The 20,391-nt window shown below is 56.5% G+C and carries 8 protein-coding genes; 3 read left to right on the top strand and 5 right to left on the bottom strand.

What is annotated here, in order from left to right; genetic code table 11:
* Nucleotides 1-29 precede the first annotated feature (29 nt).
* Entirely contained in the window at nt 30-8,984 is an 8,955-nt protein-coding gene (locus tag EC9_RS18625; protein WP_218934253.1) for a beta strand repeat-containing protein, read from the top strand.
* Nucleotides 8,985-8,990: 6 nt separating this feature from the next.
* Here the strand turns inward: EC9_RS18625 and EC9_RS18620 are convergent, their stop codons facing one another.
* The 3 genes from EC9_RS18620 to EC9_RS18610 all read right to left on the bottom strand — a co-directional run bounded on the left by EC9_RS18620 (nt 8,991) and on the right by EC9_RS18610 (nt 10,995).
* Entirely contained in the window at nt 8,991-9,203 is a 213-nt protein-coding gene (locus EC9_RS18620) for a type II toxin-antitoxin system VapC family toxin (protein WP_145347583.1), read from the bottom strand.
* Nucleotides 9,204-9,418: 215 nt separating this feature from the next.
* Entirely contained in the window at nt 9,419-9,628 is a 210-nt protein-coding gene (locus tag EC9_RS18615; protein ID WP_145347581.1) for a hypothetical protein, read from the bottom strand.
* A 311-nt stretch (nt 9,629-9,939) separates the two neighbouring features.
* Entirely contained in the window at nt 9,940-10,995 is a 1,056-nt protein-coding gene (locus EC9_RS18610; protein WP_145347579.1) for a cytochrome c family protein, read from the bottom strand.
* A gap of 440 nt (nt 10,996-11,435) precedes the next feature.
* Between EC9_RS18610 and bcp the strand changes: the two genes are divergently transcribed.
* Nucleotides 11,436-11,915: a thioredoxin-dependent thiol peroxidase gene (gene bcp / locus EC9_RS18605; protein WP_145347577.1), complete on the top strand. Its 480-nt coding sequence runs from the start codon at nt 11,436-11,438 to the stop codon at nt 11,913-11,915.
* A gap of 52 nt (nt 11,916-11,967) precedes the next feature.
* Here bcp and EC9_RS18600 read toward each other — a convergent pair whose 3' ends face one another.
* Nucleotides 11,968-14,172 (bottom strand): DUF1549 and DUF1553 domain-containing protein, encoded by a 2,205-nt coding sequence (locus EC9_RS18600; RefSeq protein ID WP_218934252.1) that lies wholly within the window; start codon nt 14,170-14,172, stop codon nt 11,968-11,970.
* Nucleotides 14,173-14,381: 209 nt separating this feature from the next.
* Nucleotides 14,382-15,836, bottom strand: a complete 1,455-nt coding sequence (locus EC9_RS18595; RefSeq protein WP_246105763.1) for an SWIM zinc finger family protein — start codon at nt 15,834-15,836, stop codon at nt 14,382-14,384.
* Between the two features lie 1,369 nt (nt 15,837-17,205).
* On the opposite strand from EC9_RS18595, the gene EC9_RS18585 reads away from it, so the two are divergent.
* A complete protein-coding gene (locus EC9_RS18585) occupies nt 17,206-20,385 on the top strand; it encodes a DEAD/DEAH box helicase (RefSeq protein WP_145347571.1) in 3,180 nt (1,059 codons plus the stop codon).
* The last annotated feature ends 6 nt before the right edge of the window (nt 20,386-20,391 follow it).

Raw genomic sequence — 20,391 nt, 5'->3', positions numbered from 1 at the left:
CGCGGCGGCGCGCGCTGCGGAGGCGGGTATTGCAGTCCGAACGGCTCGAGCAGCGGCAACTGCTTGCCGGTGACGTGCAGTTGCGGTTTGAGTTCGTCGATGCGGCGCAGAGTGCCGTGACGTCGCTATCGGTGGGGGAGGACTACACGCTGCGCGCGTATGTCCGCGACGTGCAGGCGGAAGATCCCGACGGGATCTTCCGCGCCTACCTCGACGTAAACTACAACAGCAGCTTGGCCACGGCATCGGGATCGATCACCCACGGCCCCGGCTACACCATGTCGACCGACGGCAACACGAACACCGCGGGCGTGATCGATGAGGTCGGGGGAAGCGACTCCGATTCGGCTCCTCCATCGAACGACACGCAGCGAACGGCCGAATACCTGTTGTTCTCGACGACGATCACCCCGTCGGCTCCCGGCACATTAAACCTTTCGATCGACGACGCCGACGGACCAACGCGTTCCATTCAGATGTGGGATCTGCGGCAGATACCCGCGTCGGAAGTGTCGGTCGTTGGCGGTTCGATCGAAATCGCTTCGAACATCATCATCACGCCGACCACCGGACTGCAGACGAGTGAAGCGGGCGGCAGTTCCAGCTTTTCGGTTCGACTGAGCGAACAGCCCGAGGGCAGCGTGTCGTTTAATCTGTCCTCCAGCGACCCAACCGAAGGGACGATCGACAAGAGCAGCTTGAGCTTCACGTCGGCAAACTGGAATACGCCGCAAACCGTCACCGTGACCGGCGTCAACGACAGCATCGCCGACGGGAACATTCCGTTTCAAATCATCACCGCTGCGCTTACCAGCAGCGACGACCGGTTCAATGGCGTCGATCCGCCGGACGTTTCGGTCACCAATCTCGACGATAGCGATACCGCTGGGATCACGATCCTCGATGCGACCGGTTTGACAACGCGTGAATCGGGAACGCGTTCCGATACGTTCCGCGTCGTGCTGAACAGCCAGTCGACCGGGACGGTGACGATCCCATTGTCCAGCAACAACGCGTTGGAGGGGACGGTTTCGCCGAGCCAGTTGGTCTTCACGACTAGCAACTGGAACGTCCCACAGACTGTCACAGTCACAGGACAGAACGACGATGTCGAGGATGGCGATCAATCTTACAAGATCATCTTGGCCAAGCCGACGGGAGCCGACCCGGCCTACACAGCGCTCAGCGCCAACGAGGTCACGGTAACCAACGTCGACGACGACACTGCGGGCGTTGTCGTTACGCCGACAAGTGGGCTCGTCACCGGCGAGGATGGCCGCACCGCAACCTTTACCGTCCGATTGCAATCGCGGCCGTTGGGCAATGTGACTGTCGGTTTGGTGTCGTCCGACACGACCGAAGGAACGTTGTCGACATCGTCGCTCAGCTTCAACGTCACCAATTGGAACACGCCCCAAACCGTGACCGTTACCGGCCTGAACGACAACGTTGACGATGGCGACATCGTTTACAGCGTGATCACGACGGCAACGTCTTCGGCCGATCCAAATTATCAACTGAGTGCCAGCGAAGTCCCCAACGTCTCGCTCACCAACGCCGACGATGCCGATACGGCAGGTTTTACGATTTCGCCAGCAACGGGACTGACGACTGCGGAGAGTGGAGCCCAACAGAATACGAGCTTCACGATTCGGTTGAGCAGCCAGCCGACAGCGACGGTCGTCGTCTCGTTTGCTTCGTCCGATTCGAGCGAAGGGACGGTATCACCCGCGAGCCAGACCTTTACGACCAGTAACTGGAACTCGCCGCGAACGATCACGATCAGCGGCGTCAACGATGCGCTCTCCGATGGCAACATCGACTACGCAGTCCAGGTTTCATCGACATCGACCGATCCCAAGTACGTGCTGAACCAAAGCCTTCCCGTCACGAATGTCGATGACGATCCGGCCGGGGTGACGATCAGCCGCACCTCGGGGCTGCGAACGACCGAAGGCGGCGGGACCGACAGCTTTAATATCCGTTTGGATTCGCAACCGACCGGCAATGTGGTCGTCAGCTTCACATCGAGCGACACCACCGAGGGAACCGTCGCGCCGAGCCCGATTACGTTTTCGACAACCAACTGGAATGTCGCCCAGACCGTGACGCTCACCGGCGTCGACGATCCGGTCCAGGACGGCGATATCGGTTACACGATCAGCCTCTCGCTCGCGTCGAACGATCCCGCTTACGATGGCCTGCAAGCTCCATCGATCTCGGCGACCAATGCCGATAACGAAGTCAACGTTTCGATCCAACCGGTCGGCGACGCGATCACCGACGAAACGGGACGACAGGCGACCTTCAGCGTCAGCATCGACAAAGAACCGACCTCCAACGTGACGATCGCACTCTCGTCGAGCGATCTCACCGAGGGAACGGTATCGCCCGCGTCGGTCGTCTTCACGCCACAGAACTGGAACCAGCCGAAGACCTTCACGGTGACCGGTGTCGACGACAACATCGACGACGGCGACGTCAGCTACACGATCATTACGTCGGCGATTCAAAGCAGCGATCCAAACTACAGTGGCGTCAACCCTGCCGATGTGACCGTTGTCAACCAAAGTGCCGGCGATCAAGCCGCCGTTGTCGTTAACGCCGATCCCAACTTAACCACGACCGAAGCGGGAGGCACCGCGACCTTTACCGTCGCGTTGGCGACACAGCCCGTCGCACCGGTGACGATCGATCTGACATCCAGCAACACCGCCGAGGGAACGGTCAGTCCAATTCAGTTGACGTTTACGACAAGCAACTGGAATACGCCTCGGACCGTCACGGTGACCGGAGTCGATGATCTCGTCGATGATGGCGACGCATCGTATTCGATCCGGTTTGACGTGCTGAGCGCCGACGGAAAATACAACGATCTGCCAGTCAGCGATCAAGCGATACGGAATACCAACAACGATGTTGCCGGGCTGACCCTAACGCCTGCCACGGGGCTTGTCACCAGCGAAGACGCAGCGGTGGCAACCTTCACCGTTCAATTGACTTCTCAACCGTTACAAAACGTGACCGTCACTCCACAATCCGGCGACAGCAGCGAAGGGCTCGTCACGTCTCAACCGCTGACATTCACATCGACCAATTGGAACCAACCGCAAACCGTCACCGTCGTCGGCCAGAACGACGACGTGAAAGATGGCAGCGTCGACTATACCGTTGGCTTCGCGCTGACCTCGACCGATCCCAAATACAACGACTTGGCAGTCGGAACCGTCCAAATCACCAACGAAGACAATGAGATCCCCGTCACGATCTCCGCACCGTCGTCGAGTGCGACCAGCGAGGACGGAACCAGCGTCACGTTCACCGTCGTCTTGGATCAACAACCGGCCGACAACGTCACGATCGACCTCTCGTCGAACGACCTTGGCGAAGCGACGATCGACCTGACTTCGTTAACTTTCACGAGCCAAAATTGGGACACTCTGCAAACGGTCACCGTTACGGGAGTCGACGATTTCATCGACGATGGCAACGTCGACTACCGCATCATCACTTCGCCTGTCGTCAGCAACGACCCCGATTTTTCAGGGCTCAAGCCGGCCGATGTGTTACTGACCAACAACGACAACGGCGACGTTGCGGGGATCAACGTCAGCCCACGCGTCGACGTTACCACCAGCGAAACGGCGGCCGACGGTTCGACAGAGGTTACCGTCACGCTGAACTCTGAACCGACAGCGTCGGTGATTATCGAGCTGATCTCGAGCGATACCGGCGAAGGAACCGTTGCTCCGACTCAATTGATCTTCGACGCCAGCAACTGGGACACACCACAGACCGTCACGCTGACGGGAGTCGATGATTTCATCGACGACGGTCCGGTCGATTATTCGATCCGTTTTAATGCCCTGAGTGCCGATCCGAAATACAACGCGATCGAGACTGCAGACCTTGTCGTTTCGAATTTGGACGACGATGTCGCCGGCGTTCGTATCGAATCCGATGGCCCGTTGTCGACAAGCGAAGATGGCGGCGTGGCGATCTTCACGGTGCAGTTGGATTCGCAACCGACAGCCGACGTCACGATCGCCCTTGCGTCGGACAACACCGCCGAGGGAACTGTCGCTCCGCAAACGTTAACCTTCACCGCGTTGAACTGGAACGTGCCGCAAACGGTCACCGCCACGGGCGTCGACGATGCGGAAAAGGATGGCGACGTCGACTACTCGATTCAACTGACCGCCACGTCGACCGATTCGGTCTATAACGCGATCCCGATCGCATCGGTTACTGTCACCAATCAGGATGACGAAGTCCCGATCACGATCTCAGCGCCGTCGGCGTCCGCCACCAGCGAGACCGGCACCGAGGTGACATTTACGATTGTCTTGGACGAACAGCCGAGCAGCGATGTCACGATCGGACTATCCTCCAGCGACACGACCGAAGCGACGATCGACATCGATTCGGTCCTCTTCACTTCGGCCAATTGGAACGTTCCGCAAACGATCACCGTTCGCGGCGTCGACGACGACATCGACGATGGCGATGTCGATTTCCGAGTGATCACGTCGGTCGTGCAAAGCGACGATCCGCTATTCTCCGGATTCGATCCCCGCGACATTTTGTTGACCAACCAAGACGATGGCGATACCGCCGGGATCACGTTCACGCCATCGACGACTACGCAGACGAGCGAAGCGGGGACCGGAACGGCTGCGACGATGCAATTCGTTCTCGATAGCCAACCGACATCGGACGTCACGATCGCGATCACATCGACCGACACGACCGAAGGCACCGTCTCCGCGAGTTCGTTGGTTTTCACCGCCAACAATTGGAATGTGGCTCAGAGTGTCACCGTCAGCGGAGTGAACGACGACATCGACGACGGCGACATCGATTACCAGATTCAGTTCAGTGTCAGCAGCGACGATGCAAAATATGCGGCTCTCGCTTTACCGGCTCAATCGTTTCAAAACCTCAACGACGACACCGCGGGCGTCACGGTCACGCCTCCTGGGAATCTAACGACCGGCGAGGACGGGACCTCCGACCAATTTGTCGTCGTTTTAAACAGCGAACCGACCAGCAACGTGACGGTGACGCTTGTCTCGTCCGACACTTCCGAGGGAACGGTCGATCCGCAAACGTTGACCTTCACTCCCGCCAATTGGAACATCGCACAAACGGTCACGGTCAGCGGCGTCGACGACAGCTTGGAAGATGACCAAGTCGACTATACCGTCGACGCAACGATCAGCAGCGACGACGCGAAATATGCGGCCGTTGTGATTCCGGCGATCACCGCATCGAACATCGACGACGAAGTGGGCGTTCGTTTCACGCCCGCCGGCGATTTGGAAACTTCCGAAAACGGGACGCCTACCTTTTTTGACGCCGTCCTGACTAAGCAACCAACGGGCGAGGTTCGCTTCGATCTGGCGACCAACGACAGCGGCGAAGTCACGATTTCGCACACCCAGCTGGTCTTCACTCCCGATAACTGGGACGTTCCCCAACGGGTGACGGCCATCGGCGTCGACGACGCAAGTGTCGACGGCGACATCGCGACCACGATCGTCACGTCGCCAGTTGTCAGCGATGACGTTCGCTTCAGTGGCTTCAACCCACGCGACCTAACGATCATCAATCGCGACAATGATACGGCGAGGTTGCGGGTAACCGCGGTTTCGGCGTCTCAGGACGAAGGGACCGTGGGCGGCACCACCGCGTTCACGTTTGATCTCGCCCTGACCGGCAATGTCACTGGCGGTTTTGATATCGACTACACAACCAACGATGGAACAGCGACAGCGGCCAGCGGCGATTACGTCGACAACGACGGTTCGCTGTCGTTTGTCGGCACCGATGGGGAAACGCATCAGGTGACCGTGTTGGTCAATCATGACAACATCGTCGAACTGAACGAACAGTTTCAGTTCGCGTTGGGCGCGTTGACCGCCACGACCGATTCGATTCGCGAGCGGATCACGACCAACGGCAGCCCGATCACGCTGACGATCGTAAACGACGATACCGCAACCGTCACGCTCACGGGACAGACAAGCCGCAACGAGGGAACGGCCAGCGGAGACGACACGATCGACTATACGGTCACGCTCTCCAACCCCGTTCAAGATGGACTCTCTCTCGACTACGCAACTTCCAACGGCACCGCGACCGCCGGGGACGACTATGTCGCCAATTCGGGAACGTTGACTTTTTCCGAGACCGAGCTGACAAAAACGATCAGCGTGCAGATCACACGCGACAATAAGGTCGAAACCGATGAGACCTTCCAGTTGGCGATCGGTCCGATCACCGACGTGTCCGCCGAGATCTTGAGCCAGTTGACGCTGGTCGATCCGTCGATCACGACCACCTTGGTTAACGACGATTCGGCGACGCTGCGTTTGATTCCGCCGGCAGCGACCGACGAAGGATCCTCGCAGACGACCACGCCGTTCGATTTCACTGTCGAATTATCCGCGCCAGTCCAAGGCGAATTACGGATCCCATTTAGCACAGTCGATGGGACGGCAACCGTTGCCGACGACGATTACGTCGCCCGAACCGGTACGCTCGTCTTTTTCGACGGCTCGACGACGCCCAAGGTGATCACGATCGATGTGAACCAGGACGATCGCGTCGAAGCGTCGGAGACCTTCTCCGTTTCGCTGGGGACGCCGACGGGGCCCGCGGCTTCGATACTCACCGACCTCAACATCGAGGGATCGCCCGCCACAGCAACGATTCAGAACGATGACTTCCCGCGGCTGATCCTTTCGCCTCTGGCCCCCAGCGAGACCGAAGGAACCGGCGACGACGCGACGGTCCTCTCGTTCATGGTCCAGTTGACCGATGCCGTTCCCGGCGGTTTTGTGTTGCCCTACACGACGGATGATGGGACTGCGTTCGCCGGAAGCGACTACATCGACAACGATGGAACGCTCACGTTTAACGGCGACGCGGGTGAGACACAGGTGATCACCGTCTCGATCGTCAAGGACAGCCGCGTCGAAGGGGACGAGACGTTCGAATTGAACCTGGGCCAGTTGCAGCAGCTCGCTTCGGGCCAACGCGTCGACATTCCGGACAGCCGCGCGATCGTGACGATCGTCGACGACGATACGACCACGCTTTCGATCGATCAAACCAATGTCACGCACAACGAAGGGACCTCGGCCACCGGCACCGAATTCCTTTATACCGTGACGCTATCGAATCCGATTCAAACGCCGTTCAGCTTGCCTTACGCAACCGTGGATGGCACCGCGCGAGCGGCCGACGGTGACTTCACGGCAGTCGATTCGACGCTCGACTTCGTCGGCACCGCTGGCGAAACGCAGAACGTCCGGATCGTCGTTGCAGCGGACAACATCGTCGAAGCGAACGAGTCGTTTTCGGTCGCGTTTGGCAATCTGATCGGCGTTCCCAACGAATTGGCCGATCGTGTGACCGTCGACTTTACCTCCGTCACAGCGTCGATCGTCGACGACGACACCGCAACGATCACGGTCGCCGATGTCAGCGGTTCCGAATCGGCCGGCGCGTTGACCTTTAATGTGACAGCCAGTGCGATCGTGCAAGGGGGATTCTCGATCGGATATTCGTTGTCCGATGGCACCGCAACCCTTGCCGACAACGACTACGTCAACACCAACGGAACGCTCACGTTTGATGGCGTCACCCAACGCAGCGTCGTCGTGCAAATCGGCAGTGATGCTAAAGTCGAACGCAATGAGACGTTCCAGTTGATACTCGACGCGCTCGCGGGGCTGCCGGCCGGAATCGGCGATCGCGTGACGCTTGCCGACACTTCCGCCACGGCGACGATCACCAACGACGATACCGCTCAGTTTGCTTTCACCTCCGCCACCAGCACGGTCCAGGAAGCTGCCGGTTCGCATTCGTTCAACGTCCGCTTGGATGCGGGGGCTGGCGGATCGATCGGCGAAGCGGTCACGGTGAATATCACTGCAACCGGAACGGGGACGGCATCAAGCGCCGACTACACGCTGACGACAACCTCGATCACCTTCCCCGCCGGAAGCACAACGGGCACGACGTTGCCGGTGCAGTTGCAATTGACCGACGACAATCTCCAAGAGCCTTTTGAAACCGCGGTCTTCCAGATCGCCGTTGCCGGTGATGCTGTCGATGGCGCGGTCAGCATCGGTTCGCCCAGCACGCACACCGTCGAGATTCAAGACGATCCCCGGTCCGCCGTGATTTCCGGCAGCGTGTGGGTCGATGCGAACCAGAACACGTCTGCCGACGCGGGTGAGATGATGCTCCACGGGATCACTGTCCGACTGTCGGGAACCGATCTCCAAGGACAAGCGATCACCGCCGCGACCGCTACCGATGCTTTGGGACGTTATCAATTCACCAACCTACCGGCGGGAACCTACACCGTCACGCAACAGCAACCGACCGATTACCACGACGGCAACGCGGTTGCTGGCAGCACGGGCGGGACGGTTTTGGAGAACCAAATCGCCGGTATCGTTCTGGAACCGGCTGGCGTTTCGCAAAACAACAGCTTCATGGAAGCGGGAAAGAAAGCCCAATACGTCAACTCGGGACGTATCCTCTCGCGACCGATCCAGCGCGACACCGTCTCGAGCTCGGAAGTCCAAGGCGTTCAGTTGCAGCGATCCGGTGCGACCTTGACCATTCTGGGAAGCGACGATCGCGACATCATCGAGGTCACGCCAGCGTCGAGCGCATCGGGGCAGCACATCCTGACGATCAATGGAGCAACGCAATCGATCAATGCGAGCGATGTCAGCGTGATCCGGATCGAAGGTGGCGGTGGGGACGATGACGTGATCTTCCGCGATACCGCCGGCAACGATCGACTTTCCGCCGCGGCGGATCAAGCGATCTTGGAGACGGCAAACTTACGGATCGAATCGATCGCGAACGAGTTTGTCGAAGCGATCTCCAGCGGCGGAAGCGACCAAGCCGATCGCCAAGCACTCGACTTCATTTTACGTCTGTCGGGTGATTGGCAATAAGCGAATTCAGGCAGCCGTCCAATCTGCGAATCGCAGGCTCGGGACCCGAACAAAATCGACGGTGTTGCGAGTCAGCAGAGTCAAATCGTTGGCGATCGCGATCGATGCGATTCGCAGGTCCATCGTTCCAATGCGAATCTTTTGGGACCGATATGAGGCAAAGACATTCGCTGCTGCGTCGTCAAAATCGGCCAGTTGCACGTCGGAGAATTCGTGCAACGTTTCTCTCAATTGCTGATACGCAAAGACGACGCTCGCATCTGACTTTGCTTTTGCAATTAAGCCGGTCCAACCGCGAAAGCGTTCGTGAAATGTAACGATTGAGAGAAAGAGATCCTCTTCTGGCACGCTTTGAAGGCGGCGTATCAGTTGCTCGAACGAGTGACCTGTGGCACGCTGCAAGACACTCACATGATCGGTGTCCAGAAGAAACACTACTCTTCGTACTCCATCTGTTCAGCTTGCCGAGCCTCACGCCCCAAGCGATCCATTTCATCAAAAGCAGCATCGTTCTTGTGCGAGCCAACCAGCCTCTTCATCCAACCCGCTCGCGGTTGCTTGCGATCAATAATCTCGCGGAGCTGAACCATTTCTTGCTCAAGCTTGGCAATCCGCTCTTCGACCGTTGTTAACGTCTGTCCCATTGTTCGTCATCCTACCAGCGTTTCCGAATTGGTGTCTAAGCTGAGAGCACGGATTTTTCTAGTTTAACCGCGTGGGCATCGCCCCGCGTTTTTGAGGGCTGCGCGGCCCGTTGGGCTCGCGGTTAACCGAGAAAATGCAATACGACCTACTTAGAGACCTCTTCTATCATACCACGTGACGGTAGATATCGTGCAGCAGCAATTTGCACGTGCAATTCTATCAGGCGATACCTTGCAACGAAAAAAGCACGGCGGAGTCCTTGGTGGGACAACGGCCGTGCTCTGTTCGACACTTGGTTGGTGGCCGGCGGCTATTGCTGCTGCAGCCAACGTTCTTCGCCCGGCACGTAGGGCTGGATTGCCGTCAGTTCGGCGCCGGTATGTTCTTCGGCAAACTGATAACCAAGCTTCGCGATCTTGTCAGCCGCCTCGTTCAGCGCGTCGGCATTGTTGATACTCAGTGGCACTGCCATGTAGGTTTCGATGATCTCTCGCAGCAGAGGAATCTGCGTCTTCTTGTAGACCGAGGCGAGGCGTTTGGCGACCGCCGAGGCACGCTTTGCAACCGTGTAACCGTAGGTGCTCTTGGAGGTCGCGTTGCTTGTCGCTCGCAGGCTGAATTCGAGATCGGCAATCATCCCGCTAACAAACAACAGATTCAATTCCTCAGCGGTGTGTGGAGCATTGTGGGCTCCACCGCCGGCCAAGAAGCGATGGCGAACCATCCCTTCGGACCACGATACCATTTCAAAATCGAGGCTGCCGCTGCTGTGTCCGCCGACGTTGACCAATTCCTCGTCCGGAACTGTGTGGCACTTCATGCAGCTTTGGGCCATCGTGTAGATGTTGTGCGGATTCCGCATCCCGGCGGCAATGCTGTCAGCGATCCGCTTCTCGCGATGCTCTTTGGATTCACTTTCGCGAGTGATCCCCGCACCGCCATAATCGTAATGCAAGTCGATCCAGTTCTTTGCCGGACCGTGGCACGATTCGCAAGAGATCCCAGAAATCGCCGAGACCTCGCCGTTTTCCGTTTTCTGTGTGTAGTGACACGAAATGCAACGGCCATCGTATTTTATCGATGTAACGCCCAGCTTCTGCGCGATCTGCTTCGCCTCGGGACGACGATGCAGTTCTTCGAACGTTGCGTAGTGAGGAGTTCCCTTCCAAACCTCGATCTCGTTTGGATGGCACTTCGCACACGTGGAGTATCCGATCACCAGCGTCGGATCCATCGGAGTGATCGCTGGGGGAACGTGTCCGGTTTGATCGCCGCGTGTTGTGCCAAAGACAGCTCCGACAACAACAAACAACACGATCAATCCAACAAACGCAACTCGCTTTTGGCACAAACTGGCAAGCAACACGACCGACTCCCGCAACGACGCCCAGTGATTGGGTTCACATAAGATGGCACAACGCCAAGGAACCCTACGTTACACGCGTCGGGGGAACAAACCGAGCCGCTAAAAATTCAGTGGAAACTGCGGTCTCCCTCCCGACAAATTCAGTCGACGACAAGATGATCGCAACGCTTTCCCCGCCGATTGTGACGTTCATTCCGACGGTCCGGTTCGTGACGGCGACCGCATTTCGAAAAGTCGCCCATGCGCATCGCGAGCCATCCCTGTGGCGGTCCCGTCGCTGCTCCTTCTTTTCGAATCGATCGAACGGGCCTAACATGGGCCAAAAGACGCGGGGCGACGCAGCCCGTCGCCCCTCTCCCCTCGAACCGAATGCAACCACGGCCAACGATCGTAGGCGTCCAACAGCGCCGCATCGTTAAACACACACAGGAACATCACTCATGACAGACTGGATCGAAGCAGGCCAGAAGGCACCCGCGTTTTATTTGGCGAGCGACGAAGGGGACAAAGTCCGTTTGTCCAGCTTGAAGGGCAGCCCCGTTGTCCTCTACTTCTACCCCAAAGACGATACGCCCGGCTGCACCAAAGAAGCATGCGCCTTCCGCGATCGCAGCGAAGAGATCAAAGCATTGGGAGCGACCGTGTTGGGCGTGAGCCCCGACGACACCGCGTCACACGCCAAGTTCCGCAGCAAATACGAACTGAACTTCCCGCTGCTAGCCGATCCCGACCACAAGGTCGCCGAAGCGTATGGAGCATGGCGTGAGAAGAACATGTACGGCAAGAAGAGCATGGGGATCCAGCGTTCGACTTTCGTGATCGATGCCGAAGGCAAAGTCGCCAAAGTTTGGAAGCGAGTCAAAGTCGACGGTCACGATCAGCACGTGATCGACGCGATCAAAGCGTTGACCGAAGCCTAGCCGTCAACGCGAGCTGAGCTTGCCGATTGTTTTACGCCAATCGTCTGGATTGTTAACGTCGAAACAAAAACTCTTTAGCGTTCAGCAGCGCCCAGGTGAGGTCTTCGACGGCGGTACGACGATCACTGGCGCTATCGATCAACTGCGCCGCCCGTTGGCGTTCGGCGTCGCTCGGTGGACGCGTCAGCGCGGCCCAGTAGAGCTGATCGGCGATCTCCGCTCCGCTGAGGTCCGATGCCGCCAGGCGTGCGATTCGGTTGCTGCGTGACGCCAGGCGTTGGTTGAGTCCTTCGCCGATCAACATGAAGACTTGTTTGAGTGTCGTTTCATTCGATCGCTCGCAATCACAGGCCAAGATCCGCTCCGGTTTGCCAAACGTCTTCAAGAACCGATCACCCAACTGAAGCCTCGCGTCCCGCTTGCGTCGCTTCTGGACTCCCGGAATCTGAGTCGCACGGATTCCTTTGGGATACCCATCAAACGCGGCCGGATCGTCCAACACATCGCTCTGCAAATCGAGCAACACCTCCGCCGGCAAGCGTCTCACGATCGCGTGGGAGTAGCTTGTTTGATCGTGCGAGTTGGTCGCGTTGGGGAGCGCCGACAGCTGATATGTCTGCGAGTTCATTATCTCGCGGACCACCGCGCGGAGATCAAATTTCTGTTGCACGAAGTGATCGGCAAGATACCGCATCAACGGCGGGTTGCTGGCTGGATTGGTCAATCGGAAATCGTCGATCGGATCGACAAGTCCGATCCCCATCAAGTGATACCAGATGAAATTGACCTGGGATTGAGCGAACAGCTGGTTGTCTTCGGTGGTCAACCAATCCGCGACCGATTGCAAACGATTGGCGCGGGCCTTTTCATCTAAGGTCGGGCCGCCCAAGAACTTCGGCGCCGCGATCTTCCCGGTCGTCGGATTCTTGACTTCCGCCTGCTTCGAGATCAGCACGACCTGTTCGCCGACGAACTCGTTTTTGTCCAGCTTGTCTTTGCGTTTGTTGTCGCCCAGTTCGTAATCGAGCTGCGAAAACAGACTCGACCACCGGTAATAATCGCTCTGCGTCCAGTGATCAAACGGATGATTGTGGCACTTGGCACATTGCAACCGCGTCCCAAGGAACAACCTCGCCGTCGTCTCGCCACGAGTTGCGGGATCGCGATTGGCTCGGTAGTAGTTCGCTGCGGGCTGGTCGTACGTGCTGCCGACTCCCGTCACTAGGTCGCTGACAAATTCAGTCCACGGACGTCCCGAAGCGATCGCGTCGCGGATCCAGCCGTGGAAAATTTCGACACCGTTGACATCGAGCACCTTCTCTTCGGTCCGCAAGACGTCGGCCCATTTCAGTGCCCAGTAGTCCGCGAACTCGGTCCGCGACAAAAGTTCGTCGATCAGACGCTGGCGTTTATCCAAACGCGTGTCGCTTGCAAACTGTTGCGCTTCGGTCGCCGTTGGAGCTCGTCCGATCGCATCCAAAAAGGCCCGGCGGATGAAGACGTTGTCGTCGCACTGTGGCGACGGATTGATACGCAGTCGCTTCAGTTTGTCCCAGACCAAGCGATCGATCGGGTTGCTGCTGGCTGGCGCGTCCCAGACGAATTCGGGACGGGCATCGATGAACGCGATCGATACCGGAACTTGCATGTTCAAATAGCGAACGATCAACGTGGTTTCGCCTTGGGCGAGTCGAGTGACTCGGCCGCCGGGGCTGATCTCCGCGATCAAGTTCGACAATTCGTAACAAGCGCGATCGGTGACATCGCGCGAAGTGCCGTCGGACAGCTGAGCGATGACCTTCAATTGCAGATCGGTCTGCGGCGCGGCGACGACAGCTTCCGGTGGCGTCACATCCAACTGGATCACATGCGCGGCATCGGGCGATGGTGCCGGAGCTCCCTGTTGCAACCACTCTTTGATCACGCGGTACTCTTGCGAATCGGCGTCGAAGCGAATCCCGCCGCGATGCGCGGCAGCCCCCGTCGCCTTCTGCAGGATCAAGCTGGCATCGGGAGCCAACACGTTGACGCGCCGACCGCGCGCTTCTTCGACCAAGGTGCGGAAATCATCGCGTGGATTCTGGCCCCGCAGCGACAACTTCAGGCCGCCTTTGCCATTGAGATTTCCGTGACAGGTCCCCAGATTGCAGCCCGCTTTGGAGAGCACCGACATCACGTCGACTGCAAATTCTGGCGACTGAGCAGGCAGCGAGCCGGAAGCAACGATCAGCAACAGGGCAACGGGAAGGCGAAACATAATGAGAACGCTGGCAGGATGGAGGTGGGGAGCGTACGGAGGCACCGATAGGGTGGATCTATCATAACGCCTCGCCAAGCTCGGTTCTACTTGGAATTCGCTCGGGCAGCGTAGGGCATTGATCATTTGTGTTTGAGCGAATTGCCGGTGCAAGCTAGCGCGGCGGTATCCAGACGAACCGGACGCTAACGGGTGCCGGATGATACCTCTTAAAACGTCAGACGGAAGACTTGGCTGGCGGTCACGATACTCAGCGGTTTGACTCGCAGAGTGCGGGCTTGCAGGTCGTGATGGAAGCGGCCGATCAAGGTCTGGTTTTGGAACATCTCCGGCGGCAGCAACTGCAACAAATGACAGCTGGCCGGCTCTTCGGCCTGTCCCGTTTCAGTGAAAACGATCCGCGTCTTGGCGGCATCTTCGACAACCAGATCGTCTCCCACTTTGCCGATCTGGGCATAGTTCAGCGCCACGATGGGGCGCCGGTCGGCCAACGGCGACTTCAAATGCGTCTTAATCGTCTTCAGGATCTCCGCGAAATTGCTGTGGGCGTGCTGGCGGACGGCTTGCAAATCGGAAGCCTCGACCGGGCGTGGCGCGATCGCGTCCCAGCGGATCCGCGGATTGATGTCCCCCGGATATAGGCAGAGTTCGGGAACTTGAGCGATCCGAAAAAAGCTGTCCTCCGCTTTGACATACTTCAAGGCTTTGTAAGGACGAAAATTTTGAGTCAGCCCGATCCGGCCGTCCCCTAGATTCATCCAGATCCCGGTGTCGACAAGTTCCCGCCGCGCGATGTCGTCGTAGGAATTGAAGGCGAGCTGAATCAATTCGGCATTCTCTTGAACCAGCCCCGCCTCTTTCAATTCACGCAATTGCCACGCGTGCCCCAGCCAAGCAGCGATCGTCGACTGGGTGTCCGTAGCGAGTTCGGGATCGGCCAAACGATCGTTCAAATAGCTGCGGCCGTTTTTGATCAGCGCGTTCAATTGAGTCAATTGGTCAAGCGCCTGGCTGTAGATCGCTTCCCGCTGCTGCGGTGCGACCGCGGAATCAAAGTCGCCGTCGTCGGCCGTGAACAGCTTCGTGTAAGAGTGCAACGCGGACTGGGCTCCGGGCAGGTAGGCGTTCCCCAGTTGTTTGGCTTGTTGTTCGATGTTCTTTGCGGTCTTCGCGTTGGTGTTCCCCATCCCGGTCCGAATCAGCTCGTGAGTCAATTGCTCCAGCAGCGTCAGACCGTCCAATTGGGCCTGGATCTTCTTTTTTAGAGCCGACTTGTTGACCTTCCGCGGTTTGGTTGCGTCCGTCTTCTTTTTCTCTACCCGCTGTTCCAACTTCTCCCGCTTGGCGGCAAGGTCTTCGGGAACCGAAGCCACAGTGAATGGGTTGCCGTCGGTAAAGGCATACATCAGCCCGATGCAATGCTTACACGGAAACTGGCGGCTGGGACAGGAGCAGCGGTAGGTAACTTTGCCCGGCGTGATGAAGTCGCACGAGCAGTGATAGTTCGTCCGCCCGCTGCCGCTACACTCGCCAAACAGGATCGTATCGTCGTCGCTCTTGTGCAGCGCGACGAATTTTCCTTTGACCAACAGCCCGCGTCCGTTGCTGATCGCATTGCTGTTGGGAGCCTCCGAATCCACAAACGCTTGGTCGATTGAAATCATTGGGGGCGATCCTTCGGGAAGCAGAGTAGGGAAAAGGGGGACGAAGCAGCCAGCACGAATTTTTCCAGTTTAACCGCGTGGGCATCGCCCCGCGCGTCGTGCCAGGGCCAGTCTGTGTTTCAAGCTGATTCGCCTAAACTCCAACACTGCTAAGCCCAGGCGGGCGTGCATCACAACCCGTGGTCCGCAGGGCAAGTAATCCAGTTTGTGGCTGTCTCCAAATCCCCACACTCAGCATCGCAATACACACGACTCGACACCGAGTGCTCTGGTCGCCAAACGTCCCGCAGCAGGTCCTTCGTCATCCGTACTGCCGCCAGCAAGCTTGCGCAGCCAACCATGTCAAAGTTTGGCTGTCGTCAAAACGGTTTCGTACTCAGCTATCAGGTGCTATATTGACGCGGCAAAGTCCCGGCCAGGAGCAGGAAATCTTGAAGGTTGACTCCTGCAGCCATGCCGCCACCGTCATCAACAATATGGTCAATTCTAGGCGGATTTTGACTGCAATGGGGCACTTCTTACAGTCCGAGGTTGTGGCTCAATCGAACGCCTGAACGGAAAATTCGACACGAACAAGTTGAAATATGAGCCTTGTCAATGGGTCGTACTGTTTTGACGCCACACGAGGGCAGACTTCGTGGCAGGGATTCTGTTGCACCGACGACGCGTCGCTTTCGGATTTCCTTAAAGGTCCTGTGACCGAACGCCTCCATGACTCTACGGCGACTTTGGACTTCCGGGACGATCTGCGAGCACTAGCTACTACTCAATTCGCCAGTGATAGCCTTGAACTTGTTCTTCAGGCCGACGTGCCCGAGGAACGAGATTGGGCGATTGGTGAGTCATTTGCGGAGGCTTATCTCGAGGCCGAGCATGCGGTCTCGTGGCCTTGGAATCACGAACGAGACAAACGCAATCCCTTCGCTAGCTTGCCGGGCGCAGATCTTGTTGGCTTCGTAGACGAGGGTGGGGCAACACGATTGGCACTGGGTGAAGTAAAGGCATCGACAGACGCGAACAATCCACCGGGTGTTATGAACGGTCGTAGTGGAATGCGGCATCAGCTTGAGCAATTGGTCACGAACTTGGGGACGTTGTGCCAACTTCTAAAGTGGCTTCATTCAAGATGCAAGGGGACTGAGAACGAACAGGCATTCAAGGACGCCGTTCGCCTACTAATTGATTCGGGTAATCAGGCCATCTCTCTATACGGTGTATTGATTCGAGACACTCCTCCGACGGTACTCGACCTTGAAGCGCGTGGCGACGCCCTATCGAAGAACGTTGTTAGCCCAACGTCCTGTCGATTAGTTGCAATCTATTTGCCGTTCAGCATCGCGGAACTACCTTCGCGAGTTGGAGGTGCAGCATGAGTCACTGGATTCTCGACAATCACGACAAGCTAAGAAAAGAAGCGACTCAGATTGCAAGTCGTATCCAGCTTCAAACTGAACTAATGCAACACGCTGCCGTACCAGACGGCGACTGTCTTGAGCGTGCGTTGATGATGCTAGAGCTTGCAATCCACGATCTTTTGACTGACTCGTTAGAGGAAAGTGGAGACACTCCGCATCAACTTCGAGAACTAGCTGCCGAGGCCTTCACGCTGGCTCGAGTTATAAAGCGTCCATCAAATGCGATGGACGAAGGCCTGTTCGTTCTTCGCGCTTGCTGCTTTGGCGTATTGGGCGACAAAGGAGCTGACGCATCACGATGGCTTAAGCTTAGAGGAATTCCTGATCTTCCTCTCCGGTCTGATGATTGGGTTGAGCAAACATGGGCAAATATTCTCGATGTTTGGCTTCTAATCTTTCGTAAGGACGGTTGGGAAGACAGAGACCAAGTTTTGAGCCGCATCGCAATTCTCAGGGATGCACAAAAAGAGTTCGAGGAACGCTATCTACTTCGGCAAGATCCAGCCGACGCGAGAACCAAGGCAATTGAACTAATCGGTCTATACCATTTTGCGAAAGCGGCTGAGATATTCGCACTATTCATGACTGATGGTGTCGTTGATGGAAATTTCCAAGTTCAGCAGTTGCTCGATTCACACTTCGACCGAGTTCAAAGTGTCTGCAAACACTTTAGGTTTGAGCAGCTAGAACCCGTCTGCCGCTTGTTGTCCCGCAGCGCCTCGCAAATGATCGAGAACTCAATTTGGACGGTGACGAGGGCAGTTAATTCACGTGTAACACGCTTCGTGGAGAATTTAGTTGAACGTGGTCGGGGCGACAAAGCAATTTTTGATGTGTTGCCGCCACAACGGCGAGCGTTGGCAGAACGCGGGCTTTTGGGTTCCAGTCGCCGCGCAGTCGTTGTCAGCTTGCCAACATCAAGTGGAAAGACACTGATTGCTGAGTTTCGTATTCTTCAAGCTTTGAACCAGTTTGAAACCGAGCAAGGTTGGGTTGCCTATCTTGCACCGACGCGAACGCTAGTAAACCAAATTGCTCGTCAATTGCGGCGTGACTTTTCGCCACTAGGTATCTCCGTTGAGCAGGTAAGTCCTGCGTTGGAAATCGATAGCATTGAAGCCGAAATGCTGAATGATGCTACACAGAGCAGTCGCTTCCGTGTTCTTGTGACAACGCCCGAGAAACTCGATTTAATGCTACGTCAGGATTGGGAAGCCAAAATAGGAAGACCGTTAACTCTTGTTGTAGTCGATGAGGCTCACAACATTCAAGATTCCACTCGAGGCTTGAAGCTGGAGCTTCTGCTGGCGACCATCAACAAGGAGTGTCAACGCGCACAATTCCTTCTTTTAACGCCCTTTATTGACAATGCTCGCGAAGTTGCTCGCTGGCTAGGTGGACAAAACTCCGACGACATCAGCCTTTCTATGGATTGGCAGCCAAATGATCGCGTGATTGGAGTAGTTCAGTCGTTAAAAGGTGAGGCAATCAATAAGCGAAGTTTTGATTACAGCCTTCGCATGAAAACACTTCACACGACGCGAAAGACTATTGCCGTTGATGAGTTACTTCATCTCCCAAGTTCTCCAGCAATTGCGAAGACCTTTCGCAAGGTTTCAAACCAAAGTGCGCTGGCCGCGGCCACAGCTCAAACCCTGCAACGTCGCGGACCTGTCATATTGATGCACTCACGGATAGATTGGGTTTGGTCGTTAGCTGATCGACTGAAGGTGGAAGAGAATTTGAGGCCTGAGAGTCCAAAACGAAAGCTTGTTAAAGACTTCTTGCGACTTGAATTCGGAGACGATTTCCCGTTAGTTGATCTGATGGATTATGGCGTAGGAGTCCACCATGCTGGACTCTCAGATGATGTGCGTGGTTTGATGGAATGGCTGTTTGAGGAAGAAGAGCTGAGTTTTCTTGTTGCTACTACTACTATTGCACAAGGTGTAAATTTCCCTGTCTCCGCAGTGGTGATGGCCTCGCACCAATACCCAACAAATACTAATGAGCGTTGGGTGGATATGTCTCCTGAGGACTTTTGGAATATCGCAGGCCGAGCCGGTCGCGTCTCGCAAGGGCAACTTGGTGTGGTGGCGTTAGTTGCTAAGGACGATAGTAAGGCCCAAGATTTAGCAAAATTCATTAACCGACAGTCTGGTGCGCTGAACTCTGCTCTGGTGTCACTCGCCTTTTCAGCGGGAGACGAAATGAGTGATCTTGGCGCGATTGTATATCGGCATCCTGAATGGTCAACATTCGTGCAATATTTAGCGCATACTTATCGAGAAATGGGGAAGCCAGAAACGTTCGCTGCGGAGGTCGAGCAAGTCCTGCGGAATACGTTTGGTTTTGACAAACTGCGCGCGCAATATCCAGAGTTGGCAGAGAAGTTACTAGGAGGAGTCAATGAGTACACGAAGTACCTCGGCACGCCCGGTAGACCACTCAAGCTCGTTGACAGCACTGGATTCTCGTTGCAGAGTATCGTTACCGTACTTAAAGCAGTCGGCGAACAGAAAATGACCTCCGATGTGTGGGACGGCACTACGTTGTTTAGTGTGGGTAACTCGAATCTTCAGGCAATGATGGGCATTCTGTTGAAAGTTCCCGAGTTGCGTGAAAATCTTGAAGCTGTAACAGGTGGTGATGTTCCTGACGGCGATAGTCTTGCCAACATACTGAAAGACTGGGTTAATGGGGATTCCGTCAAGTCCATCGCAAAACGCTACTTCCTTGAAGATGAAGGAGATTTGGTGGATGCGATGACAAAGTGCGGGCGGAATTTGTTTGGCCGATTGACGCAAACTGCAGCGTGGGGAATGGGCGCATTGCTCTCAATCACAGGAAGCTCGCTCCCTGAAGAACGGCAAACCGAACTTCGGAACCTCGCTTCTCGAGTTTTCTACGGGGTAAATTCCGACGCGGCAATCGTTTATCGTCTACTAGGTGTTCCCCGAACTGCGGCCATGCATTTCGCGTCGTCTAGAACAGCTGATATAGATAAACCAATTGATGTGAAACGTTCTGCTTTGCGTGAAATGTCAGTTGAAGATTGGCAAAGAGTCGTCGGCACACAAACAGGGATGACCTATCGCAACGTCTGGCGAGTGCTTGAAGGGCTCGACCAGTAGCGATAC

The sequence above is a fragment of the Rosistilla ulvae genome (assembly GCF_007741475.1).
Lineage (GTDB): Bacteria > Planctomycetota > Planctomycetia > Pirellulales > Pirellulaceae > Rosistilla > Rosistilla ulvae.
This window is presented reverse-complemented; position numbering and strand designations above follow the sequence as displayed.

Excerpts from the sequence above, each read along its gene's own strand:
- EC9_RS18615 (WP_145347581.1), bottom strand. The coding sequence starts at position 9,628 with ATGGGACAGACGTTAACAACGGTCGAAGAGCGGATTGCCAAGCTTGAG.
- bcp (WP_145347577.1), top strand. The coding sequence starts at position 11,436 with ATGACAGACTGGATCGAAGCAGGCCAGAAGGCACCCGCGTTTTATTTG.
- EC9_RS18600 (WP_218934252.1), bottom strand. The coding sequence starts at position 14,172 with ATGTTTCGCCTTCCCGTTGCCCTGTTGCTGATCGTTGCTTCCGGCTCG.
- EC9_RS18595 (WP_246105763.1), bottom strand. The coding sequence starts at position 15,836 with ATGATTTCAATCGACCAAGCGTTTGTGGATTCGGAGGCTCCCAACAGC.
- EC9_RS18585 (WP_145347571.1), top strand. The coding sequence starts at position 17,206 with ATGAGTCACTGGATTCTCGACAATCACGACAAGCTAAGAAAAGAAGCG.